Origin of the sequence: Ensifer sp. ENS07 (genome assembly GCF_014852185.1) — a bacterium.
Classification (GTDB): Bacteria; Pseudomonadota; Alphaproteobacteria; order Rhizobiales; family Rhizobiaceae; genus Ensifer; species Ensifer adhaerens.
The window spans coordinates 67317-92437 of the sequence record NZ_JACVBE010000003.1; the positions used below are offsets into that span (position 1 = coordinate 67317).

Here is a 25121-nt window from a genome sequence, read left to right on the forward strand (position 1 = left end):
CTGCATAATCGATCAACCGGATTCGGCGCCGGGCGGAATATGCAGGCGTCGCTTCAGGAGCGTGCCTTAGGGTACCCGTCCGGAGGTGTCGCCGAAGAGTGATGCGTGCTGGGGACATATGGCAACCCGGCCCGCCAGCAGCAGTCGTGTTCAATAAGGTCCTATCGCCAGTAACATGGAACCACGCCTTTCCCGCTATATCTGGACCCACACGCGCAAGGACCAGCTTTGGATCCTGGTTGTCGTCGCGCTGTCGATGATCCCTTACTTCCTGTCGTTCGATCTGCCGAAGCAGATCGTCAACGGGCCGATCCAGGGCGATGGCTTCGACAGTCCGGAGGCCACTCAGGCCTTCCTGCCGATATCCTTCGACCTGCCGTATTTGGGCACGTTCAACGTCTTTGACGGCTTCCAGCTCGGCCGCGAAGGCATGCTGCTCGCCCTCAGCCTGGTGTTCCTGGCGCTGGTGGTGGTCAACGGCCTCTTCAAATTCTACATCAACACGTTCAAGGGCCGGCTCGGCGAGCGGCTCTTGCGCCGCATCCGTTTCGAACTCGTCGACCGGGTCCTGCGTTTTCCGCCCAGCCATTTCAAGCGGGTGAAGCCCGCCGAAATCGCGACGATGATCAAGGACGAGGTCGAGCCGCTCGGCGGTTTCACCGGCGATGCCTTCGTCTCGCCCGCCTTGCTCGGCGGCCAGGCCTTGACGGCGCTCGTGTTCATCCTGCTGCAGAGCTTCTGGCTCGGGCTGATCGCAACGCTGATCGTCGCGGTTCAGGCGGTCATCATTCCGCGCATGCGCAAGCGGCTGCTCGTGCTTGGGCGCGAGCGGCAGTTGACGGCGCGCGAGCTTTCCGGCCGCGTCAGCGAAATCGTCGACGGTATCGGCGCGATCCGTGGCCACGATACGTCGAACTACGAGCGCGCCGACATCGCGGCGCGGCTCGGCCGGATCTTCAAGATCCGCTACGACCTCTACCAGTGGAAATTCCTCGTCAAGTTCATCAACAACTTCCTCGCACAGGTCACGCCCTTCCTGTTTTACGCGATCGGCGGCTATTTCGCCCTGCAGGGTCGCCTCGACATCGGCCAGCTCGTCGCTGTCATCGGCGCCTACAAGGACCTGCCGGGTCCGCTGAAGGAACTGATCGACTGGGACCAGGCCCGTCAGGACGTCCAGGTGAAATATGCGCAGGTGGTCGAGCAGTTCAGCGTCGACACGCTGCTCGATCCCAAGGTCCAGGCGGTGGCAACCACCGCTGCCGTGCCGCTCGCAGGCCCGCTTGCCGCCGTCAATCTGACGGTGATCGACGATGGCGGCTCGACGCTGCTTGACCACGTCTCGCTGCAGGTCCAGCCCGGCGAGAAGGTGGCGCTGATGGGCGGTGGCGAAGTGCTCGCCGAGGCCTTCGGCCGGCTCGTCTGGCCGGCAAGCGGCAAGGTGCTCGTCGGGGGCCAGGACATCCTGGAGCTGCCGGAATCGGTGACCGGCCGACGGATCGCCTACGCCTCGTCCGACGTCTACGTCTTCCAGGGCAGCCTCGGTGACAACATCCTTTACGGGCTGAAGCATGCGCCGCTCACGGACGAGATCTATGAGGGCGAGCGTGCGACGCACCGCAAATGGGAGGTGACCGAAGCCCGGCTGGCCGGAAACCCGTATCTCGACGTCAACAGCGACTGGATCGACTATGGATCCGCCGGGGCAAACGGGCCGGACGATCTGCTCGTGCAGATCCGGCCGGTTCTCGACGCGGTGCTTTTGACCAACGACGTCATGGCGCTGGCCGTGCGCTCGACCATCGATCCCCACGAGCATGCGGAGTTCGCCGCAGGCATCGTCGAGATGCGCAGCGCGCTCCGGCAGCGTCTCGAAAAGGAAAAGCTCAGCGACCTCGTCGTGTTCTTCGAGCCCGGGACCTACAATGTCGAGGCGACGATCGGCGAAAACATGCTCTTCGGCACCATCACCGATCAGGTGATGTGGGCAGATGCGCTGGAGAACCATCCGTTCTTCAAGACGATCCTGCAGCGGGTCGGCCTGCGCGACACCTTTTATGAGATGGGCATCGAGATCGCCGAGAACGTCGTCGAACTGTTCCGCGACCTGCCGCCGGATCACCCGTTCTTCCAGCAGTTGACCTTCATGACCGCCGAGGAAATCCCGGTCTATGAGGCCATCCTCCAGAAGGTACGCACGAAGGGCAAGGGCGAGGTCTCCGAGGACGACCAGATCAAGGTGATCAGGCTGTGCTTCGATTACATCGAGCCGCGGCACCGTTTCGGTCTTTTGACCGACGAGGTCATGGCGAAGATCGTCGCCGCCCGGCGCGAGTTCGACGAAGGCCTGCCGGCCGATCTCGCCGGGATGATCGAGCACTACCGCCCGAACCGATTCATCGCGTCCGGCAGCATTATCGACAACGTGCTCTTTGGACGTATCGGTCACAAACACGCCGACGGCTCGGAGAAAATCCGCGCGATCGTCCGGGATCTCTTCGAGGCAGGCGGTCTCTACAACGAAGTGCTTGCTTTCGGCTTCGACTTCAATGTCGGCGCCGGCGGCAAGCGGCTGACGGCCGCGCAGCGGCAGAAGCTCGACCTTGCGCGCGCGCTGATCCGCAATTGCGATTACTACATCTTCAATCAACCGCTCCTGGCGCTCGACCAGCGCGTCCAGGAACAGGTCGTCCGCAACGTCTTTGCGATGCTCGATCAGGGCGGGCGCGATCCGGCGGTCATCTGGGTTCTCGCCAATCCGGCGCTGGCGGACCTCTTCGATCGCGTCGCCCGGTTCGAAAACGGGCGCCTGCTGCACGACGCCAATGTGGATGAACGACCTGACTACAAGGAAATGGCATCTTGATGTAATATTAATGTCAGGGCACGAGCATATGGTCCCGCCGCGATGCGGGAGGCAAGTCGCCCCCGACGGGAACTCGGAGACACGGATTGTGATGTTGCTCAAAGATGAAGTCGAAATGCTGCGCCGAATAACCCTGTTCTCGGGATTGCCGCCGGCAAAGCTGAAACTTCTGGCCTTCACGTCCGACAGGGTCATGTACAGCGCCGGCGAAGCGCTGTTCTATCAGGGTGACATCGGCGACGCGGCCTATGTCATTCTTTCCGGCAAGGCGGAGGTGCTCATCAATACGGCGGGTGGGCCTTTCAAGATCGCCGAAGTCGAGCAGAATTCGATCGTCGGCGAAATCGCCATTCTCTGCAACACGCCACGCACCGCGACGGTGCGCACCAGCACGCCGCTCGAGGCCCTGCGCATCCGCAAGGACGATTTCCTCAAGCTTCTGGCCGACTTCCCCGAGATGGCGGTGGAAATCATGCGCGTTCTCGCCGACCGCCTCGCGCAAACGACGGCGGAGCTCAGCGAGGCCCGCGGTTCGATGGAGCCGGTGGACGCCTGACGGCGGCACCTCCTTTGTACGGGCGAACCTTCCCGAAAATGCAGGCGGCGATGTGCCGGGGCAGCCATTCGCCTCGGTCATATGAGCCCTTCGCAAAATCCATTCCGCTTCGTCCGGATATGGGTTAGAGAAACGCCATGCGTTCGATCACCTATTTCCACAAGACCGTTCAGTTTCCCGACAAGCCGGAAAAGAAGCGCTTTTTCGCGCGGCTGCAGAACGGCGACTGGGAGCCTTGCACGTTCCAGAACATCGCGCGCCTGGTCGACGCCAAGACGACTTTCATCGACATCGGCGGCTGGATCGGCGTGACGCCCTATTGGGCGGCGCAGATTGCCGACAACGTCATCACGGTCGAGCCCGATCCTGTCTGTTTCGGCATCCTCAAGGAAATGCAGCCGGAGAATTGCGGCGAAGTGCGGGTCATCAATGCAGCGCTATCGGAGGATGACGTTCTCGTGCTGCATTCCGTCGGTGGCGGTTTCGGCAGCTCCGAAACATCGGCCCTGATCGCCGACGATGACGGCGAGGCGATCCGTGCGCGCACCGTGACGATCGCAGCCCTTCAGGACATGGCGCGGACCGAAAGGCTCTGTTTCAAGATCGACATCGAAGGTTACGAGTATCGCGCGCTGGACCAGTTCCGCACGATCGATCGGATGCGGACGGCCGGCGTGCTGCTGGCGGTTCATCCGCAGATCCTGTTTGCGTCGCTGACGGGCTCCAGGCTGTCGCGCGTCCTTCGCACCATGACCGCCACTATCGGATTGATCCGTAGTCTGAAGGGCTTCCGCCTCGACAATCCCTCGGCAATCTGGACGGCGCTACGCAAATCGATCGCGCGCCGGGAGTTTCGCGGTTTCGACCTGCTGTTCGTGGCGCGCGAGGGTAGCCGCTAAGGAGCCTTTGGCGGCTCAAGTCCTTTCATGCATGAGGACAAGGACGGTAATGTCCGGGCATCCGCCGAGAACCGAAACGATCCTCGGTTCGGTTAACCATGCCCCCGCTTAAAGTTAACTCTTCGTTTCAAAATGTTACTTCCGGTGGTATAGGTTCGCTGCTGCTATTTCCTGGTTTTGGTTGTGGCGCGTCGCGGAGGGCGGTTGCATGTCCTGGTTATACGTTGCCGGTGTCGCCTATGGCCTGACGGCGTTTTTTCTCGTGGGGATGACCTACCTTGAAGGATTGCAGGCGCATGCACCTTGGAACATGTACCGCGTGGCCGGGCTTCTGGTCTGCGTTTTCTGGCCGATTCTGTTTCTGTATCTGATGCTCAGGATGGCATCGAAAAGACGAATTCCGGAGCGCTGACGGCAAGGGCCAGCGGCGCTTATCCTCAACGCGGCGCCTGAACGGCGGTATTTACCATACAACTAGAAAATGCCGGAGATTAACCCATGATTCCGTCATGCGGTTTATGGTCCGGCAGTGATCGAACGGTGTGAAAGTATCTCGGCATGTGCGGTTACGGTGGCTATTTCGGGTCGGTCCCGGATGCGGAAATCCTTCTCAAAAGGATGGCCTCTGCGATCGCGCATCGTGGCCCGGACGAAAACGGCGTTCTTGCCGCACCGGAGGCCGGGCTCGCCCATGTAAGGCTGTCGATCGTCGGTCTCGGCGACGGCCAGCAGCCGATGTCCGACGAAACCGGCGACCTTTCGATCGCCTTCAACGGCGAGATCTTCAACTACGTCGAATTGCGCGAGGAACTGCGCGCCAAGGGGCGGCGGTTCCGCACCGCGAGCGACACCGAGGTCATCCTGCATCTCTACGCCGTGATGGGTGAGGACTGCCTGTCCGTCCTCAACGGCGATTTCTCCTTCGCGATCTGGGATAGACGCCGTCAGCGCATGGTGTTGGCGCGCGACCGCATGGGCGTGCGCCCGTTGTTTTACACGACCCATGCCGGGACGTTCTATTTCGCCTCCGAAATCAAGGCGCTGCTCCAGGTTCCCGGCATTTCCGCCGAACTCGATCCCGTTGCGCTCGACCAGATTTTTACCCTTTGGGCGCCGATCGCGCCGCGGACCGGCTTTCGTGGCATTCACGAGCTCGAGCCGGCTCACCTGATGATCGTCGAGAAGGGCAAGACGTCGATCCGCCCCTATTGGCAACTCGACTATCCGGACCACGACGCGCCGCCGCTGTTTGCCGATGAGCGCAGCGCGGCCGAGGAACTACGCGCGCTTCTTACCGATGCGACCCGGATCCGCATGCGGGCCGACGTGACCGTCGGATCCTATCTCTCGGGCGGGCTCGACAGCTCCATCGTCTCGGCGCTTGCAGCCGGAATGGCGCCGCAGGGTCTGCGCACGTTTTCCGTGACGTTTGATAGCGTCGAACACGACGAGAGCGCCTTCCAGATGGAAATGGCGAAGGCGCTCGGCACGCATCATAGCGCGGTCGCCTGTCGTGCCGGCGACATCGCGAAGGTCTTTCCGCAGGTCGTCCGTTTCGCCGAACGTCCGATTATCCGCACGGCACCCGCCCCGCTTTACCAGCTCTCGGGTCTCGTGCGCGAGCAGGGATTGAAGGTCGTGCTGACGGGCGAGGGCGCCGACGAGGTCTTCGCCGGATACGATATCTTCAAGGAGGCGCGGGTGCGCCGCTTCTGCGGCCGCCAGCCCGGCTCGCGAATCCGGCCGCACCTGTTCCGCAAGCTCTACCCCTATCTGCCGGGCCTGCAGCAGCAATCGGCGGAATATCTCGCCGCCTTCTTCGGCGCCGGCGACGTGCCGCTCGACGACCCGCTGTTCTCGCACCGCCCGCGGTTCAAAAGCACGGCCGCGACCAAGATCTTCTTTTCTCCTGACCTGCGCGCCACGCTGAAGGACTACGACGCGGCCGAAGATCTGGCGAGCCGGCTTCCTGCTGCCTTCGGTCGCTGGCATCCGCTGCACCAGGCGCAGTATCTCGAAAGCCGTTTCCTTCTGCCCGGCTACATTCTCTCCAGCCAGGGCGACCGCATGGCCATGGCGCACGGGATCGAAGGACGCTTCCCGTTCCTGGACCACCGCCTCGTCGAGTTCGCGACGCGCCTGCCGCCGGAAATGAAACTGAAGGGGCTGGTGGAAAAACACATCCTGCGCGAAGCGACGAAGGACCTGCTTCCGCCGACCATCGGTCAGCGCACCAAGCAGCCCTACCGCGCGCCCGACAGCCATTCCTTCACCGGCGCCGGCGAACTGGAATACGTTCGCGATGCCATGAGCGAGACACGCATCGGCGACAGCGGTCTGTTCAATGCCAAGGCCGTGAGCAAGCTCTACGAGAAATGCCAGTCGCAACCGACTACCGGCTTTAGGGACAATGCCGCCTTCGTCGGCATCCTGTCGACGCAGCTCTGGCTCCAGACCTTTACCGGCACCAGCATCCGCGCCGCTCAAGCGGCCTGAAACCCATTGGGAAAGGAAATGAAATGACGGAAACCATCAAGGACAAGGTCAGGGCCTTTGTCATCGAGAACTTCCTGTTTGGCGATACCTCGTACGATCTCGCCGACGGCGCCTCTCTGATCGAGAACGATATCATCGACTCGACCGGCGTTCTCGAACTCGTCGCCTTCATCGAAGACCAGTTCGGCATCGCCATGGCCGACGCAGACATCGTGCCGGCCAACCTCGATTCGCTCGCGCGCATCTCGGCCTTCATCGAGGCAAAGGCCGGAGTGCCGGCCACGGCCTAACCAAGACCCGAGGGCGTTCCATGCGGTTCGAGCAGTTTCTCATCGGCAATGCGGCAAGGCATGCGGCCAAGACGGCGCTGGTCACCGATCGCAAGCGCCTCAGCTATGGCGAGTTCGACGATCTGTCGAGCCGGCTGGCGGCCGCGCTGGCAAAGGCAGGCGTCAAGCGCAACGACCGCGTCCTCGTGTTCATGGACAATTGCTGGGAGGCGGCCGTTTCGATCTTTGCGATCCTGAAGGCGGGCGCGACCTTCAGTCCGATCAACGCCTCGACCAAGGCCGACAAGCTCGCCTACATCATCGACGACTGCGAGGCGGCTGCGATCCTGACGCAGGCCAAGTTGATGCCGGTGGTGGCTGACGCCCGGGCGCAGAGCGGCGGCAAGGCGGATATCTTCGTCGCATCGACCGCGGCGCCCAATGGCCAGTCGCCTGCCGGTGCGGTGCCCTTCGAGGGCTGCCTGTCGGCGGAGGCGACGCCGGTGCCGCATGGCGGCATTGACGTCGACCTGGCGATGCTCATCTATACGTCGGGCTCGACCGGCCGCCCGAAGGGCGTGATGATGGCCCACCGCAACATCGATGCGGCGTCGGAATCGATCACCACCTATCTGCGCAACGAGGACGACGACATCATCCTCAACGTGCTGCCGCTCGCCTTCGACTATGGGCTCTACCAGTTGCTGATGGCGATCAGGCTCGGGGCGACGCTGGTGCTCGAAAAGTCCTTCGCGTTCCCGCATGCGATCTTCGAGCGTATTCGCGAGGAGGGCGTCACCGGCTTCCCGCTGGTGCCGACGATGGCGGCGATGATCCTGCAGATGCGCGACCTTGAGCCGGGTTTCCTGCCGAGCCTGCGCTACCTCTCCAACACCGCCGCGGCCCTGCCGCCGCCGCATATCGCCCGCCTGCGCGAGCTTTTCCCGGGCGCACGGCTCTATTCGATGTACGGGCTTACGGAGTGCAAGCGCTGTACCTACCTGCCGCCGGAGGAGCTGGATCGCCGTCCGGGCTCCGTCGGCATTGCCATCCCCAACACGGAAGCCTTCGTCGTTGACGACGAGGGCAGCCGCGTGCCACCGGGCGTTCCCGGCGAACTCGTCATCCGCGGGCCGCATGTGATGCAGGGCTACTGGCGCAACGACGCGGCGACCGAGCGCATGCTAAGGCCCGGGCCGAACCCGTGGGAGAAGGTGCTCTATACGGGCGACCTTTTCCAGACGGACGAAGAGGGCTTTCTCTATTTCGTCGGCCGCAAGGACGATATCATCAAGACCCGCGGCGAGAAGGTCGCGCCCAAGGAAGTCGAGACCGTGCTCCATGCCCATCCCGGCATTGCCGAGGCCGTTGTCATCGGCATGCCGGATCCGGTTCTCGGCCACGCGATCGCTGCCCTTGTGGTGCGCACGGATCCTGACTTGACCGACAAGGACATCATCCGCCACTGCGCCCGCCACCTCGAAGATTTCATGGTGCCGAAGATCATCGAATTCCGCACCGAACTGCCGAAGACGGATACCGGCAAGGTCAGCCGCCGACTTGCCGCCGAGACGATGGAGCCTGCACAATGAACATCAGAACAACCGGGGGCAATGGCCCGTTTTCGGCCGAAGCCCTGACGATCGACCACGCGGCCGAGACCGATCGCATCGTTTCCGCCTTGCGCGGACAGTTGCGCTCCATGAAGAAGCGCGGTCTGGTGCTCGGGCTTTCGGGCGGCATCGACTCCAGCGTTTCCGTGGCGCTTGCGGTGCGCGCGGTCGGCGCCAAGAACGTCTTCTGCCTGTTCATGCCGGAAAACGACTCCGATCCGGAAAGCCTGCGCTTCGGCCGGCTGGTCGCTGAAACCTTCGGCGTCGAGGCGATCGTCGAAGACATCGGGCCGACCCTCAAGGCCATGGGCTGCTACGAGCGCCGCGACGCCTTCATCCGGGAACTGGTTCCGGACTATGGCGACGGGTGGGCCTCGAAGGTCGTCATCGCCAACGCGCTTGAGGGAGAAGGCTACAACATCTCCTCGCTGGTCGTTCAGAGCCCGGAAGGCGTGCAATCGAAACATCGCATGCCGCCCTCGGTCTATCTCGGCGTCGTTGCGGCCACCAACATGAAGCAACGCACTCGCAAGCAGGTCGAGTACTATCATGCCGACCGGTTGAACTTTGCCGTACTCGGCACGCCCAACCGGCTGGAATACGACCAGGGATTCTTCGTCAAGAACGGCGACGGCGCCGCCGACGTAAAGCCGATCGCCCATCTCTATAAGTCGCAGGTCTATGCGCTTGCCGCCCATCTCGGCGTTCCCGCGGAAGTTTGCCGTCGCCCGCCGACGACCGACACCTATTCGCTGGAACAGACGCAGGAGGAGTTCTATTTCTCCCTGCCTTACGACCGCATGGACCTCTGCCTTTATGGCCTCAATCACGGGATCGAGATCGAGGCCGTCGCCAAGGCGGCCGGCTTGACCGTGGTCCAGGTCGAAAGGGTCTGGGCGGATATCGCCGCCAAGCGCAAGGCGACGCGCTACCTGCATCTCGGGCCGCAACTGGTGCAGCCCGTGGAGGAAATTGCCGGCTATTGAGGCCTGGCCGCACCGCCGCCCATCGTCAATCGAAGCTGCCGCCGATCAGCCGGCTCCAGTATTCGCCGGAAATGCCGTTGAAGAAGCCCTGTCCGTCGCGGCAGGCTTCGACAATGGTCTGGTCGCGCGAATGCACAACGGTCGAGGCGACGTGCACGAAGGCGATGCGTCGGCCGAGCATGGCTTCCATCAGCGCCGGTTGCGTGCGCCCGCGCAAACCCGCAAGGCCACGTCTCGACGCCTCGTCGACCAGGCAGTCAATGACCGGCCCGGCCTGCCCTGGCCGCGCCAGGATCTGCAATACCCGACCGATTTCACCGGCTTTGACGTAGTAGGCGAATGCACCGACTACGGCGCCCGTGCGCGCCGTCACCAGCACGTAGACGAGCTCGCCCTGCTCGGGCTTCTTTTCGGCATCGGCAAGGACGTGATCGAGCTGGCCGTCACTCCATTCGGGGCGAAGCGGAAACGGCGCGGTGAACTGGTCGACGACGGCGGCAAAGCCGCTGCGGTCCGTCTCGGTGGCGGTGAAGCCGGCCGGTGCCGCCCCCGCCTCGGGCAGGGCGGACCAGCGCTGCTCGCCCTGGCCCATGCGCTTGCGATAGAACCTGTCGAGTGCGCGCGCGAAGGGGGCGGCGAGCCGGGCGGGCTTGATGCGGTTCGAGGCGACGCTCAGGCTGAAGGTCGCCGGACGGATGACGCGCACCCAGTCGAGGCTGTATTGCGGCAGGACCACGCCGCGAAGCCGCGTCCACATCTGCACAGAGACTTCGCTTGCTGTCTCACTGAAGGATAGATCCTGCGGACCGGCGAGGAAGGCCTTCATGAGGCGCGCTCCGGCCAAGGGGTCGCTTTCCCGGTCTTCCGCCATCAGCGATCCGCAGATCGCGGCGCGCAAATGCCGGCCGTTCAGTGTCATCGGCAGCGCATTGACGCCGACGAAGCCGGTAATCCGACCCTCGTCGTTCACATGCACGAGAGGTCTGATTTCCGGATCGCAGCCTGGCCCGTCGAGATAGAGTTGCCGCATATAGTCGGCAAGTGCTGGCGAAGCGGTCCGCTCGTCACGGAACACCCGCTGGAACATTCCGGCGACCGCTGGAACGTCCGCGTGGTCTAGCGAACGGATTTCGCTCATCGGGCCTGCTCTCCGGCGCCGGCCTCTACCGGGCCGGCGATTTTCTGGACGATGGCGACGCGCGGCTTGCCGTCACGGTCGGATGCGAAGGTGACCGGTGCATAGGCTTTCGCCCGTGAGAGAAGTGCAGCCGCCTGCCGCTCCTGGCCCTCGCCGAACTCGAACAACAGCCAGCCTCCCGGTTTCAGGAAGGCAAGGGCGTCCCGGATCAGGCGCTGGTGTATGGAAATGCCGTAGGGGCCTCCGTCGAATGCCTCGCGCGGCTCGTTGTCGAGCAGATGCGCGCGGTCCCCCTCCAGCCGGCCGGTCGAGATATAGGGTGGATTGCAGACCACCATGTCGATCTTGCCCTGGAGATCGTCGCTGTCGAGCGCCGCAAAAAGATCGCCCTGCCGGACAAAGACGCGCGAGCCGAGGCCGAGCCGATCGACGTTACGGCGGGCAAGCGCCACGGTGCTGTCCGTCAGGTCAGCGCCCCAGACACGTGCCGACGGGATCTCGCTGGCGATACCAACGGCGAGGTTGCCGGAACCGCAGCACATGTCGATGATGGTGACGTCGAGGGAGGCGCCTTCAAGGATTGAGACGGCTCTTTTTCCAAGAAGCTCTGTTTCTTCCCGTGGAACCAGGACGTCGGGCGCAAGTTCCAGTTCGACACCCATGAAGCGGTGCAGTGTTGCGGCCCGGTCTTCGGTCGGTCGGTCGGTCTGATTGCTGTCGTTTTGCGCCACAGCCACTCCTCATGTCGCTGGAAAACTCTCGAGACGTGCGGACCGCAGCCTAGTGCAATTGAGTAAACGGAAGCTGAAATACAATTGCCGCGAGCACGTTAACCGCGCAATCATTTCTGCCTGTTACCGTGCGCGTGATCAGAGGCGGGTGCTCGCTGTCATTGAACGCATCTTGCGCGTAACAATGACGGGTTGAGATCAAGGGCAGATCGGAATGGCTTCGGAAGGTGTGAAGGAACGCGCGCACAAACCGTTCCTCTCGATGATCATATCCTATGCTGCATCCGGCGGCAGCCTTGTCATTGGCTCGGCTGCGCAGCTTCTGACATTTGCGATCCTCGCGCGCTTTCTCGGCGTGCATGAATTCAGTGTCTTCGTCGCAATCACGGCCGTTGCCAACATCGCGGTTCACCTTTGTGGTTTCGGCGCGATGGAGTGCCTGGTGCGCCGCGTCGCGCGCGACCGGGGCATGTACCCGCAGATGCTCGGCCACAACATCATTCTGACCTCGACCAGCGGCGTGCTGCTGGTGTTGCTCGGCGCAGCGGTGTTGCCGTTCTTCTTCACGCTTTCGCCCGATCCCGCGGCCAATGTCGCGGTGATCACCTTGATGCTCGTGACCAACACCATCTTCGTGCGGGTCATCGTGCTGGCGGAGCAGATCTTTCTTGCGCATTCGAATTTTGCCTCGGCCAACAAGGTGGTCGTCGGTTTCGCCCTGGCGCGCACCATAGCTGCAGCGCTCGCCTGCATCGCCTTCGGGGTCGCGACGGTGGCCTCCTGGGCTGTGTGGCAGTTCGTATGCCATGTAATCGTGGCCTTCGGCTGCTGGCGAGCGGTCAAGGGGTTGGGACGCCCGACCTATGGCATCGTGCGGGAAGAGCTGCCGCTCGGTCTCTATTTCAGCATCCCGTTCATCCTGCGCGCGGTCCGGCAGAACGCCGACCTTCTGGTCCTGAGCCTCGTGGCGAGCGCCGAGGTCATGTCCAGCTACAGCGTCGCGCGGCGCATGCTGGAGAGCAGCTATCTGTCGGTTGAGGCCTTGAACCGCCTGATCTATCCGGGTTCGGCAAAGGCAACGGCAGCCGGCCTTCACCACGCCTTCGAGCGCGTGCGCAAAGTGCTGTTCGCGGCCACCTCGATCAGCATTGCCGCAGCCGTCGCCGTTTTTGTGCTGGCGCCGGTGCTGCCCTATCTCTTCGGCAAGGACTACGTCTCCCTCGTTTCCTTCGTTCGCATCCTGTGCTGGGTCGTGGTGCCGCTCGCCATGTGGTCGGTGGCGATGGAGGCCCTTGGTGCGTCCGGCCACCATCCGGCGCGCGCTTCGGTCATGGGCCTTGGCAGCGTGCTTGGTGCGGCACTCACCGCCTGGGCGACCTGGTACGCACCGCCGACAGGCACGTTCATTTCCTTCTACGTGATCGAGACCGCGATGGTGATCGTCTCATGGGCGGTCTTCCTGCGCTTCGTGCGGCGCGATCGGGAACAGGCCGGCGCGGCCTCCCTGTCGACGGGGGTGGTGCATGGAGGTTGAGCTCGGGAAGATCCAGGCCGCACGGGCGTCCGGACGGGAAATGCCCCGGATGGGCAACGTGCGCGCCATGGAACCCCGGGATATCCCAGCCGTCAGCAGCATGTTCACCCGGATCTTTCGCAAGCGGGAGCAAGAGGCGAGCGCGGAGCTTCAGAACTATGTCGAGACCATCTTCTTCGGCAGCCCGCTTTATGCGCCGGAACACGGCAGCATCGTCTACGACGACGGGACCGGCGGCATCGGCAGCGCCATTCTAGCGATTCCCATGGAGTTCACGGTCAACGGCCGCCGAACGGTGGCGAAACTTCTCTGCGCCTTCATGTCCGAGGGCAAGGCCGGTGCGGTCGGCGCCGCCTGCCTGGCGCGCGCCATGCGGGCGACACGGCAAGACATGTGTTTTTCCGACAACTCGTCTCCGGTCAGCGCCGATCACTGGGTCGCTGGCGGTGGCGTCGTGCTGCCGATCCAGAGCCTCGACTGGCGCCGCTCCTTCCGTCCGTTCAGAGCCTGGGGGCTAACGGTTGGCAGGCAAGTGCGCCTGCTCAGATCCCCGATACTTTCCAAGCCGCTTGCGCTTGCGGACCGGCTTTTGCGCCGCCGCCGCCCGCGCACGAAACCCGATCCGGTGGCCGGCTGCACGACGCACGCCATTGATCCCGCTGCCTTCGTCGATCTCGCAGAACCCATGCTGCAGCGATTTTCCGTCAGGCCGGTCTGGTCGCGCAGCGAATTCGACTGGCTGGTGACGGTCGCGCGACTGAACACGCCGCTCGGCGAGCTTCTCTGCCGCGAGGTCCGGGATGAAAGCGGGCGCGTCATCGGCGCTTATCTCTACTTCGGCAAGGCCGGCGAGCGGGCAACGGTGCTCAACGTCGTCTGCGAGGCCGGCCGTGAGTTCGCCGTCACCGCACAGATGTTCCATGCGCTTGACGCCGAGGGTTACGCGCTCGCCGTCGGCAGCTCGCAGCCGTTCCTCATGAATGCGATCTCGCGCCAGAGATGGCTGTCCTTCCACCATCGCGGCTATTTCTGCATGGTGACGCGGCATGCGGATCTGAAAGACGCGGCCCAGCGCAACGATATCTATGTGGGCGGTCTGGCATCGGAGAGCTGGAGCCGGTTGTTGACCGACTTCTGAAGCGACGGGTTAAGCGGCAATCCTGCCGTTTAACGGAATATTCACCGTACAACCTTAATTCTGCGCTAGAAGGCGGCTCGCGGGGTCACGATCTTCGCGTCTTGATGGGCGTGCGTGAGGGATGCTTATGTATAGGCCGGACGAGGCCGGAAAACAGGGGGCCAGCCAACCGGCACGCGAGCAGCGTGCACCGGTCGAAAGAGGCTCGCTGCTCGATCTGCTCTCGTCAGACCTTCACGAAGCGAAGTCTGGCGCTGACGGTTCGGCAACAGACCGGCCTGCCGAAGTCCAGCATCAATCCAGAGATGTTCCGAAAGCCTCGTCCCATCCGGCTGGCTTGGTACCGCCCGTGTCCAGTGCGGCCGGCGCGCGTCGCGACAGCTATTTTCCCGGGTTGAGCGGCCTCAGCCGGATCGGCGTCGACGATATCATCGGCTGGTTGCGCGACGGGCTCATCTGGATAGTGCTGGCGCTCGTCCTGTGCGTGGGGGCCGCGCTCGCCTATGCGATGACGGCGACGCCCCGCTATACGGTCTACACCGATATCGTCGTCGATCCGTCCAACCTCAATGTCGTCAGCGATGACGTCTTCACCACCAATCCGCAGCGCGATGCGCAGTTGCTGGAAGTGGAAAGCAAGCTGCGTATCCTGACGTCGCGCAATGTGCTGTCGCGGGTGATCACCCAGATGCGCCTCACCGAGGACCCGGAATTCGTGAAGCCCTCGGCCTTCAGTTCGCTGAAGAACCTCTTCTCGACGAAGGCGGAGCAGCAGGCCGGAAACGAGCTTGCTGCCATGCGGGCCTTGTCGGAGCGGGTGGAAGCCCGGCGCGAAGAGCGGTCCTTCGTGGTGGTGATGAAGGTCTGGAGCGAAGAGCCTGCGAAAGCGGTGACGCTGTCGGATGCGATCGTCGCGGCTTTCGAGCAGGAGCTGTTTCAGTCCGCCGCCGAGAGCGCCGGTCGCGTCGCGCAGAGCCTCAACGCCCGGCTCGACGAGTTGCGCCACAACGTCACCGAATCCGAACGCGCGGTCGAGGATTTCCGCCGCAAGAACGGGCTGCAGTCGACCAATGACGGCCAGCTCGTGAGCAATCAGCTTTCGAACGAACTCAACACCCAGGTTCTCGACGCCCAACAGCGCTTCATCCAGGCCGATACCCGCTACCGGCAGATGAACGACGCGATAACACAGGGGCGGACCGCAAGTGCATCCGAGTTTGAATCCGTCAACATGACGAACCTGCGAGAGCAGTATAACGTGCTGCAGCAGCAGATCGCCTCCATGCAGCGCACCTATGGGGAGCGCCATCCCCGCCTCGTCAATGCGCGCTCGGAGCGTGCGAACCTGGAATCGGCCATGGCCGACGAGGCGCGCCGCATCCTCGATCGCGCCAAGGCGGACATGGACCGGGAGCAGCAGGCCTTTTCGGCCTTGCGCGCCAAGGCGAGCGACGAGAAGTCGAACGTGTTCTCCGACAACGAAGCCCAGGTGCAGCTGCGAGACCTCGAAAGGGACGCGCGCGCCAAGGCTGCCATCTATGAGACCCACCTGGCGCGCGCCCAGCAGATCACCGAACGCCAGCAGATCGACACGACCAATGTTCGCGTGATCTCGCGCGCCTTGCCGCCGAATGCGCGCAGCTGGCCGCCGCGCACCGTGGTTCTGGTCGCCGGCGGCGGTTTCCTGGGGATTATTCTCGGCATATCCCTCGCGCTTACCCTCGGTCTGTGGAGATACATCCGTCGTCCGCAGCCCCTGGCGCCGTGAGAGGACGGCCATCGTGCCCGATCTCAGCGGCAGCCCGGCCAATTCTGCAGAAACCTTGAGGGTCCGCGTCGGGACCTTCCTGTTCCTGGCCATTTCCATCTACTACTGGATCCCCTTTCATTCCTTCGTCGACCTGACCAAGGAAAGTCTGCTGGAACCGGGCGGCGACAATTCCAGCCGGCTGAACCAGATCGTGGCACTGCTGCTGTTTGCAGGCGCCTCCTGCTACGGTGTGCTGCATCCGATGCGGCGTGGGCTTATGCAGCCGCGGGTGCTGCTTGCGATCCTGCTTTTGTGGGTGCTCTTTGCCTGCCTGGTCTCCGCTCATCCGGCCAACGGCATCAAGGCGATCATCCTGACGACGATGGTTGCGGTCAACGCCAACGTCTATCTGCTGCTGCCGGCCAACGAGCGGCACTTCGCCAAGATGCTGGCGGTCTCGACGCTCGTCATGCTCGCGGTTGCCTATTACGGCGTCCTGTTCAAGCCGCTTCTGTCCATTCACCAGGCCAACGAAGTGCTGGAGCCGATGCATGCAGGGCTGTGGCGCGGCCATTTCCGTCACAAGAACGAAGCGGCGGTCGCCATGGTGCTTGCCTCGTTTCTCGGCCTGTACGTCCTGCGCCGGTGGTCGAAGCTTGTCGGCCTGACCATCGTTAGTCTGGCCTTCTTCTTCCTCATCCATACGGGAGGAAAGACCTCGACGGCGATGTTGCCGGGCATTCTGCTTCTGGCGTGGCTCTTCGAACATGTGCGCTTGCTGCGCATCCCGATCGCGATCGGCGGCATGGCCCTGTTCAACCTTTTCGCCGTCGGGTCGGCCGTCTTCCGGCCGCTCGGCGAATTCGTCTCGTCGCTCGGCATCGACGCGACCTTCACGAACCGGGCCGATGTCTGGCGCTTCGCCTTTTCGGTGATCGCCGAACAGCCGTTTATCGGGCGAGGCTTCAAGGCCTTCTGGCAGACCGAGGAAGTGGTGTTCAGCGGCGGTGGCATCGAGACCTGGGCGGTTCGTGCGGCCCATGCGCACAATTCGTATCTCGAGACGCTTCTCGTCATCGGCATTCCGGGGTTGATCCTCACGCTGCTTTGGCTGGTGGTGCTCCCGCTCTATCATATCTCGCGCATTCCGCCGGCCCGGCAGCACAGCGACCTCACGCGGCTGTTCCTGCGGATTTGGCTCTATTCGATCTACAGCGCCAGCCTTGAGGCCTTCTTCTTCGATGGTCCGAACGTGCTGTGGTTTACCTTGCTTTTCGCGATTTGCGGTTTGCGCCTGCAGTCCTCGGCAGCACTTGCAACCGAACCACGCCCGCTTGCACAAAGGATGGTGGCGCATGCCTAGTTTTTCACAGGCTCTGTCGAGGGTCGACGGCCTTGTCGACCGCGTCGCCAACCGGCTTATCTGGCGTCTCGCGTCGAAACCCCGTGATGTCATAACCGACGCGCCGCTCGTGTCCTTCACCTTCGACGACGTGCCGGACACAGCACTTCACAATGGCGCCGCTATTCTCGAACGTCACGGCGTGCGCGGCACGTTCTACATCGCCGGGGGGCTTGCGGGGCGCGTCGAAACGGATCGTACCCTGATCTCGCCCGAGGGCTGCGCGGATCTCGCCCACCGGGGTCACGAGGTCGGCTGCCACACCTTTTCCCATAGCAAGATCAGGCGTTTGGGCGGAAGTGGGCTTGCCCGGGATCTCGACCGCAATGCCGCCTATCTCAGGCAAAGCGGCGTCGGCCCGGCCGCGACCAACTTTGCCTTTCCCTACAACGCCGCCTGGCCGCTGGCGCGCCGGGAGTTGGCGCGCCGCTACCGCACCTGCCGCGCGGCCGGCGAGGGCATCAACCGCACGGCCGTCGATCCGCTGATGCTGAAGGCCGTCGAGATCCGGCAGCCGGAGACGGACGCGCAGGCGCTCACGGGCTGGATCGAAGATGTCGTCGATCGGCCTGGCTGGCTCGTTTTTTTCACCCACGACATCGCCGCGCGCCCGACGCCCTATGGCTGCACGCCCGAGACCTTCGAGAACCTGGTTCGCTACGCGGTTGAGAAGGGCTGTGTCGTGTTGCCGGTCGAGCAGGCGCTCGACAGGCTCGGCTGGTAGGAGGACGCATGTCGCGGCAGGGAAACGGCGGCAACAGGCTGCTCGCCATCAACAATTACTTCTATCGCCGTGGCGGCGCGGAGGCGGTCTTTTTCGACCACATGAAGATGTTCTCGGACATCGGCTGGGACGTGGTGCCCTTCGCCATGCAGCACGAGGATAACGAAGCCTCGCCATGGTCCGAGTATTTCGTCTCCGAGATCGAGTATGGTCGGCGTACCAACCTCCTGCGCAAGGTGGTGCAGGCGGCGAGCGTCATCTACTCGCGCGAAGCGCAGAAGAACGTCAGCCGGCTGATCGAGCGCGCGCGGCCCTCCGTCGCCCATGCGCACAACGTCTACCATCATCTTTCGCCCGCGATCTTCTCGACGCTGAAGGCGGCCGGCATTCCGGTCGTCATGACCGCCCACGATCTGAAGCTCGCATGTCCCTCCTACAAGATGCTGCGTGACGGTGCCGTCTGCGAGGACTGTCGCGGCGGGCATATCTACAACGTCTTGCGTCATCGCTGCATCAAGGGGGAGACGACGCTGAGCGCGGTCGTGCTCGCTGAAACCATGGTCCACCGTGCGCTCGGTCTCTACCGCAACAAGGTGGACCGCATCGTCGTGCCGAGCAAATTCTATGTCGAGAAGCTGGTCGAGTGGGGCTGGCCGCGCGAACGGATGGTCCATATCCCGAACTTCGTCGATGTCGACGGCTATTCGGCCGACTGGGTCGAGGGCGACTATTTCGTCTTTGCCGGACGCCTGGCCCCAGAGAAGGGGCTGGCGACGCTGATCCGCGCGGCGGCCACATCGGGCCAACGGCTGGTGATCGCCGGAACCGGCCCCGAGGAAGCGATGCTGCGCCAGTTGGTTGCGCAAACCGGCGCCGACGTGACCTTTGCCGGCTATCTCTCAGGCCAGTCCCTGCATCGTCTGATCGGAGAATCCCGGGCGCTGGTTCTGCCTTCCGAATGGTACGAGAACGCGCCGATCAGCGTGCTTGAAGCCTATGCTTTGGGGCGACCGGTAATCGGCGCCTCGATCGGCGGCATTCCTGAAATGATCCGCGAGGGTGAGACGGGCATGACCGCGATTTCGGGCGACGCCGATGATCTCGCCCGCGTGCTCTCGACGATGGCCGGTCTGCCAGTTGCCGAACGCGCTGCGATGGGTGCTTCGGGCCGACACTGGATCGCCAGTGAGTTCTCCGCCGCCGCCTATCGTGAAAGAACGGTCGACCTCTACTCCAGGCTGGGAGCGGTCTGATCTCGTCCGGCATTAACGTTACGATACAATTTGTAGTAAACTGGGCTCGCCCTATGGTTTTCAGTCATTTATATAAGGGGTGAATGAAATATCTTGGCGATGATTAAGTATATCGCCCTAGTAAACGGAACGGGCAACCTTCGAGGCGACACATGAGCAGAAAGCCTGATGTTTCGCGAAGTCATCGCCAGCAACAGCCGGTGATTGCGCAGGAGATGGTGCAGACCGGACTGTCGGACGGAGCCGGCCGGTTGCCTCGGCATAGCGCCGCGCTCGCAGGCCGGCAGCATGGCCACCCCGTTCAGAGCGGCGCGCTGGCCGCGCGCGGCGAGCGCAAGCGCGTGATGATGCTGGGCTTGCGCGGCATCCCCAACGTTCAGGGCGGCGTCGAGAAACACGTCGAAATGCTGGCGAGCAAGCTGCTCGGATACGGCTGGGACGTCGAGGTGGTCGGACGTCGTCGCTATCTGGAGGATCGCAACGCCTACGCCTGGAACGGCGTCGACGTCGTCCCTCTCTGGGCACCGCGCCGGATGGCGTTGGAAGCCATTGTACATACCTTCCTCGGTGTCTGGCTCGCCGCCTGGCGGCGCCCGGATGTCCTGCACATTCATGCCATCGGCCCCGCGCTGATGACGCCGCTTGCGCGCATGCTTGGGCTCAAGGTCGTGGTGACCCACCATGGCTACGACTATGACCGGCAGAAATGGGGCGGTTTCGCTAGGCGCACGCTGAAGCTCGGAGAGCGCCTCGGCATGCGGTTCTCGAACGGACGCGTGGCGATCTCGAAGGACATCGCCGAGACGATGCATGCCCGGCACCATGTCTCCATGACGCTGGTCCCGAACGGCGTCCAGGTCACTCCGCCGACCGGCGAGGCCGGCATTCTCGCGGAGTTCGGCCTGGAACGGCGGCGCTATATCCTGCTCGCTGCCCGGCTGGTTCCGGAAAAGCGACAGCTTGATCTCATCCGCGCTTTTGCCAAGTGCGACTTGGCCGATATGAAGCTCGTTCTTGCCGGCGGCGCTGAATTCGAAACGCCCTACGTCAAGGAGGTGAGGGCGCTTGCGCGCGACGTGCCGGGCGTCGTGCTCACCGGCTTTCAGACAGGCGACAGGCTGGCGGAACTCTTCGACAATGCCGCCCTTTTCGTTCTGCCGTCCAGCCACGAAGGCATGCCCATTGCGCTGCTTGAGGCGATGGCCTACGGGCTGCCGGTCCTTGCAAGCGATATCGTCGCCAATCAGGAGATGGAACTGGCGCCCGACGAATATTTCCCGTTGGGCGACATCGACGCGTTGGCGTCCGGTATCGTGGAAAAACTCGCAGCCCCGCTCAGCGACGAGGAGGTGCGCGAGCGTGCGGCGCACGCGGAAGCCGCCTATAGCTGGACAAATGTGGCACAAAGGACCGCGGCGGTGTATAGCGCGTTGCTGGCGAAATAGCCGGACGTTCGCGTCCGCCGTGTCGCCGGCCGGAGCTTGCCCCGTGCGTTCACCACGCACGGCTCACCTCAAAAATGCGGCCGCGCCCCCGCAACGCGATGAACGCGCAGGCGCCGTCGCCGATCGTTCGATGATTGCCGTGCCTCGCACGCCTCCTGGAAGACAAGCCGACAATGACTATCAAACGCGCCGCCAGCCTCTTCGCATGGATCCTCTTTGCCGTGATCGCCTATTCGACGATGTCGCCGCTCGACCTGCGGCCCCGCATCGGGCACCTGGTCCATCTCGAACGGTTCGGTGCCTTCGGCCTGCTGGGCCTGCTGTTCGCGATCGCCTATCCGAGGCGGCTGGGGCTCGTGCTGGTTCTGGTCTTTGCGACGGCCATCGGCTTCGAGCTGCTGCAGATGGTCTCGGCCGATCGCCACGCACGCGTGACGGATGTGATGGTCAAGCTTCTTGGCGGCGCCTGCGGCGTCTTTGGCGGCTGGTTCCTTCATCGCTTTCGCTTGCCGCTGCTGCGACTGCTGGGGCGGTAAACCAAAACGCAAAATATCGCCGATAAGATCGGCGGCAACCGGAGCAGGCCTGCGCTCCGTCGAGACTGGGGGATCGCGTGGCAGTATCCGTCATCATCAAGACGCTGAACGAAGAAAAGCGCATCGCCGCGACCATTGAAAGCGCGCTGAAGGCGCTCGAAACCGTTGGCGGCGAGGTCATCGTCGCCGACAGCGGCTCCAGGGACAGGACGGTGGAGATCGCCTCGCGCTATCCGGTCGTGATCGCACAGATCAGCCCGCCGGCACTTCCGAGCTGCGGCATCGGCCCGCAACTCGGCTTCCAATACTCGCGCCACGCGCATATCTGCCTGCTCGACGGCGACATGTTGCTGGACGACGATTTCCTCGAAGTGGCGGAAGCGTTCCTCGCCGAAGACCCCGAAGTGGCTGGTGTCACCGGCCATGTCCAGGAGATGCTGACCTCAAACCTCGAATTCTCCCGCCGGGTCACACGCAATTCACCAGAAAACCGGATCGGCGCGATCGACCGCATGAATGGGGGCGGCCTCTATCGCCGGGCGGCGATCGAGGCGGTCGGTTACCTGTCGGACCGTAATCTGCACGGCTATGAGGAGTTCGACCTCGGCATCCGGCTCAGAAGTGCCGGCTTTAAGCTGCATCGCCTCGACCGACGCTTCGTCCAGCATTTCGGCCACACTGACAATTCCTATCGCCTGCTCGTGCGCCGCTGGAAGAGCAAGTATCTGTTCGGCATCGGAGAACTGCTGCGCGCCTCGCTCGGCCAGCCCTATTTCCTCCAGCTCGTCAGAGAGCTGCCGGAGCTCAAGCTTTGGGCGCTGGTCTATCTCTGGTGGGCGGCGTCGCTTGCGATCCTGCTGTTCGTGCCCGATAAACTCCTTGCGCTCGGCATCGTTCTTGCGATCCTTGCCGGCGTGGTCGGGCTGATGAGCCTGCGCAAAGGCGGTTTCAGCATGGGGCTTTATACCGTCGTCGCCTGGTTCTTCCATGCAGCGGCGCTGCCGGTAGGCTTCTTCCGGGCGCGCCGAAAGCCTGACGCGCCGATCGAAAGCAAGCTGCTCGGGGCCCCGGCATGATGCGGCGGCCATTGCTGGTAGCCGCGGCAGCGCTTGCTGCTGTCTGCTCGCCGGCGCAGGCATCGGACCAGTGGCTTGCCCTGCGGGAAATTTCCCTCGAGTTCGAGGCTGGCAGCCCTCTCGATTTTTCGTCTTTCCTGCCGAACGGCACGATCGATGCGGATCACCGCCTGGTCGCCGGTGCCGGCGGGCGGCTTGCCTTCGCGAAGTCGCCGGACAAGCCGGAGCGCATGCTCTGCGCATCGCTTGCCTGGAGCCCAGCCTCCGGCGGGTTTCCAGATCACGAAACGGCTGACCGCTACGCCCGGCAGCTGGCGATGCGCGGCTACAATCTCGCCCGGCTGCATTTCGTTGATGGCAGCCTGATGTTCGGCCGGGACCGCGACTTCGATTTCGACCCCGAGACGCTCGACCGTGTCCACTACCTGCTGGCGGCGCTGAAGAAGAACGGCATCTACTGGATGATGGATGGCCTGTCGTCGCTGCGCGGCGTTTATGGCGGTTTTGACGATCGCTGGGACGATGGCGGTAACCTCAAGCTCGAGCTGTTTGTCGACGAGCGGGCGTTCGACCACTGGAAGCGCATGCAGGAGACGATCCTCGGGCGCGTGAACCCCTACACGGGCGTGGCGCCAATCCGCGACGATGCGCTCGCGGTCGTCATTCTCGCCAACGAGAACGGCATGGAGTTCGACACCGTCGTGCACGATCGGCCGGGCAAGCCGCCCTATGATCCGCAGCTTGCCAAGCCGTTCAACGTGTGGCTCGCCAAACGCTACGGATCGACCGAGGCGCTTGCCAAGGCGTGGCCTGACCTCCGCCCGGACGAGACGATCGAGGCGAGATCCGTGGCGCTGCCGGCGGACCGCTACATCCCTGCTCCGCGGCTGCGCGACCTGCAGGCCTTCTTCACCGAGACGGAAGAGGCCACGACCGCGCGCATGAGCGAGGTGCTCCGCAGGCTCGGCTACCGCGGCTTGATCAGCAACTACAACAACTGGCCGACGGTGCAGGCGTCGCTCAGCCGCCGCGGCCTCGAAGCCGTAACCATGAATACATATCACGACTGGGTCAGCGGCTACGCCCCGGGAAGCAAGACGACGCAGGTCAGCTCGATCGCCGACGGTGTTAATTATATCCGCATGATCGCGGCAACGCGCTGGCTCGACCGGCCGTTCCTCGTCAGCGAATATGATCATCTGTTCTGGAACCGCTACCGCTACGAGGCCGGGCTGGCGATGCCGGCCTATGCGGCGCTGCAAGGCTGGGACGCGCTTTGCCGACATGGCCATGGCCCGATCGTTCTTTCCTATGGCGAGCCGTTCCCGCACAAGAAGGCGATGCTGCCTTATGCCATCGCGCTCGATCCCGTCGCGCGCGCCGGCGAGACGCTGTCGGCGCTTCTCTACCGGCGCGGCGACGTGGCGACCTCAGCCGTCACCGTCCCGTTTGCGGTACGTGGTGAGGAGGATCTTTCCGACGACATGCAGGCCCGCGAACCGGAACGCCTGACGGACCTGGCGTTGGTCGGGCGGATCGGTCTTGAAGACGTGAACCGGCTCGGCGATCTGCCTGCGGTGAAGCAACCGCGCCAGCAAGACAGCGAAGGGATACTCGGCAGCCTGCGCCAAAGCGGCGCGCTTTCTGATGAAAACGGTACCAGCATCGATACCGGCATTTACCAGAGCAGCACCGGCGAGATCCTGTTGAATCGCTTTGCCGGACAATTGCGCGTCGTCACCGACAAAACGGAGGCATCCGCCTTCTCGACGCTGCGAGAGCCGATCGATCTCGGCCTGCTCAGGGTTGAGCGGGCCGATGGCAATGGGCTCGTTGCGCTCTCGGCGCTCGATGCGGATGGAGGGCTCGCAAGGGGCCGGCGCCTACTGCTGATCTTTGCGACGGATGCACAAAACACCGGCATGGCGTTTCGCGACACCGAGGAGAAGGTGATCGAGGACTTTGGGCGGCTGCCGGTTCGGCTGCGTGAAGGCTATGTCGATCTGACGTTGGCGCGAACCGCAAAGAACTGGAGCGTTTCGCCCGTGGGCCTCGACGGCAAGGTGCATGCGCCGGTAGCGCAAGGCACGGGCGACGTCGCCTTCCGGCTCTCCAACAATGGGCCCTTCGGCCCAACCACCTATTTCCTCCTCGAATTGCGGTAAGGAGTGGCGCGGCACATCGCTGGATCAATGAATGGCCATGATGTCAGTCTATGCTCCGCCCCTTTCACGTACAGGAGGTTGAGATGAGAATATCGGAAGCCATGCATCCCGGCGCTCGCTGGATCTCTCCCGAAACCGATCTGAAGACAATCGCGCGTATCATGCGCGACGAGGACATCGGTGCGCTGCCGGTCGGCGAAAACGACCGCCTGATCGGCATGGTCACGGACCGCGACATTGCCTTGCGCGCCTTTGCCAACGGGCGGGACCCGGCGTCGATGACGGCGCGGGACGTGATGACGAGGGATATCGTCTATTGCCGCACGGACGAGACGATCGAACATGCCGTTCATCTGATGGAGGCGAAGCAGGTGCGGCGTCTGCCGGTGATCGACCAGGACAAGCGCATGGTCGGTATGCTGTCGCTGGGGGACGTCTCCCATGCGGGCAGCCAGCAATTGTCGGGCGAACTCGCCAGAGCCGTCACGGCCCACCACGTCTAAGGTCGGGCTCTACAGGGTGCGGCGCCTTTAAGAGGGCGCCG

21 protein-coding genes are annotated in these 25121 nt (G+C 63.4%); 19 read left to right on the forward strand and 2 right to left on the reverse strand.

Features of this window, described 5'->3' with window-relative positions; translation table 11 throughout:
- The first annotated feature begins 175 nt into the window (after positions 1-175).
- The 8 genes from IB277_RS13020 (at position 176) to nadE (ending at position 9685) form a co-directional block, all read left to right on the forward strand.
- Positions 176-2866: an ABC transporter transmembrane domain-containing protein gene (locus tag IB277_RS13020; RefSeq protein ID WP_034799202.1), complete on the forward strand. Its 2691-nt coding sequence runs from the start codon at positions 176-178 to the stop codon at positions 2864-2866.
- A 91-nt stretch (positions 2867-2957) separates the two neighbouring features.
- Entirely contained in the window at positions 2958-3422 is a 465-nt protein-coding gene (locus IB277_RS13025) for a cyclic nucleotide-binding domain-containing protein (RefSeq protein WP_034799203.1), read from the forward strand.
- 137 nt (positions 3423-3559) lie between these two features.
- Entirely contained in the window at positions 3560-4321 is a 762-nt protein-coding gene (locus IB277_RS13030; protein ID WP_034799205.1) for an FkbM family methyltransferase, read from the forward strand.
- A 208-nt stretch (positions 4322-4529) separates the two neighbouring features.
- Positions 4530-4733, forward strand: coding sequence for a hypothetical protein (locus IB277_RS13035; protein WP_034799207.1), 204 nt, complete (start codon positions 4530-4532; stop codon positions 4731-4733).
- A 146-nt stretch (positions 4734-4879) separates the two neighbouring features.
- Positions 4880-6817, forward strand: a complete 1938-nt coding sequence (gene asnB / locus IB277_RS13040) for an asparagine synthase (glutamine-hydrolyzing) (RefSeq protein ID WP_192371027.1) — start codon at positions 4880-4882, stop codon at positions 6815-6817.
- 23 nt (positions 6818-6840) lie between these two features.
- Positions 6841-7107 (forward strand): acyl carrier protein, encoded by a 267-nt coding sequence (locus IB277_RS13045; RefSeq protein ID WP_034799210.1) that lies wholly within the window; start codon positions 6841-6843, stop codon positions 7105-7107.
- Positions 7108-7127: 20 nt separating this feature from the next.
- Entirely contained in the window at positions 7128-8678 is a 1551-nt protein-coding gene (locus IB277_RS13050) for a class I adenylate-forming enzyme family protein (RefSeq protein WP_192371028.1), read from the forward strand.
- Positions 8675-9685, forward strand: a complete 1011-nt coding sequence (gene nadE, locus IB277_RS13055; protein WP_192371029.1) for an NAD(+) synthase — start codon at positions 8675-8677, stop codon at positions 9683-9685. Before IB277_RS13050 ends, nadE begins: the two co-directional genes overlap by 4 nt.
- Before the next feature lie 25 nt (positions 9686-9710).
- Here the strand turns inward: nadE and IB277_RS13060 are convergent, their stop codons facing one another.
- Together IB277_RS13060 and IB277_RS13065 are read right to left on the reverse strand one after the other, a co-directional pair.
- Positions 9711-10823, reverse strand: a complete 1113-nt coding sequence (locus IB277_RS13060; protein ID WP_192371030.1) for a hypothetical protein — start codon at positions 10821-10823, stop codon at positions 9711-9713.
- Positions 10820-11485, reverse strand: a complete 666-nt coding sequence (locus tag IB277_RS13065) for a HemK/PrmC family methyltransferase (RefSeq protein WP_192371287.1) — start codon at positions 11483-11485, stop codon at positions 10820-10822. Before IB277_RS13065 ends, IB277_RS13060 begins: the two co-directional genes overlap by 4 nt.
- 283 nt (positions 11486-11768) lie before the next feature.
- On the opposite strand from IB277_RS13065, the gene IB277_RS13070 reads away from it, so the two are divergent.
- The 11 genes from IB277_RS13070 to IB277_RS13120 all read left to right on the forward strand — a co-directional run bounded on the left by IB277_RS13070 (position 11769) and on the right by IB277_RS13120 (position 25080).
- On the forward strand, positions 11769-13088 hold the full coding sequence (locus tag IB277_RS13070; RefSeq protein ID WP_192371031.1) for a lipopolysaccharide biosynthesis protein: 1320 nt from the start codon (positions 11769-11771) through the stop codon (positions 13086-13088).
- Between the two features lie 40 nt (positions 13089-13128).
- The gene (locus tag IB277_RS13075; RefSeq protein WP_246812741.1) at positions 13129-14226 is read left to right on the forward strand and encodes a GNAT family N-acetyltransferase; all 1098 of its coding nucleotides are present in this window, start codon (positions 13129-13131) and stop codon (positions 14224-14226) included.
- Positions 14227-14353: 127 nt separating this feature from the next.
- Positions 14354-15994 carry a GumC family protein gene (locus IB277_RS13080; RefSeq protein WP_112983446.1) on the forward strand — a complete coding sequence of 547 codons (1641 nt, stop codon included), beginning with the start codon at positions 14354-14356 and terminating at the stop codon, positions 15992-15994.
- Positions 15995-16007: 13 nt separating this feature from the next.
- Positions 16008-17339, forward strand: a complete 1332-nt coding sequence (locus tag IB277_RS13085) for an O-antigen ligase (RefSeq protein WP_112974776.1) — start codon at positions 16008-16010, stop codon at positions 17337-17339.
- A complete protein-coding gene (locus tag IB277_RS13090; protein ID WP_090426433.1) occupies positions 17332-18102 on the forward strand; it encodes a polysaccharide deacetylase family protein in 771 nt (256 codons plus the stop codon). Before IB277_RS13085 ends, IB277_RS13090 begins: the two co-directional genes overlap by 8 nt.
- Positions 18103-18110: 8 nt before the next feature.
- Complete coding sequence (locus IB277_RS13095; protein ID WP_159416079.1) at positions 18111-19355, forward strand: glycosyltransferase family 4 protein; 1245 nt, start codon at positions 18111-18113, stop codon at positions 19353-19355.
- Positions 19356-19699: 344 nt separating this feature from the next.
- A complete protein-coding gene (locus IB277_RS13100; RefSeq protein WP_244497290.1) occupies positions 19700-20800 on the forward strand; it encodes a glycosyltransferase family 4 protein in 1101 nt (366 codons plus the stop codon).
- A gap of 173 nt (positions 20801-20973) precedes the next feature.
- Positions 20974-21336, forward strand: a complete 363-nt coding sequence (locus IB277_RS13105) for a VanZ family protein (protein ID WP_034799228.1) — start codon at positions 20974-20976, stop codon at positions 21334-21336.
- A gap of 77 nt (positions 21337-21413) precedes the next feature.
- Positions 21414-22412 carry a glycosyltransferase gene (locus tag IB277_RS13110; RefSeq protein ID WP_060530259.1) on the forward strand — a complete coding sequence of 333 codons (999 nt, stop codon included), beginning with the start codon at positions 21414-21416 and terminating at the stop codon, positions 22410-22412.
- On the forward strand, positions 22412-24577 hold the full coding sequence (locus tag IB277_RS13115) for a glycoside hydrolase (RefSeq protein WP_192371288.1): 2166 nt from the start codon (positions 22412-22414) through the stop codon (positions 24575-24577). Before IB277_RS13110 ends, IB277_RS13115 begins: the two co-directional genes overlap by 1 nt.
- Positions 24578-24660: 83 nt before the next feature.
- On the forward strand, positions 24661-25080 hold the full coding sequence (locus tag IB277_RS13120) for a CBS domain-containing protein (protein WP_034799235.1): 420 nt from the start codon (positions 24661-24663) through the stop codon (positions 25078-25080).
- Positions 25081-25121: the final 41 nt, after the last annotated feature.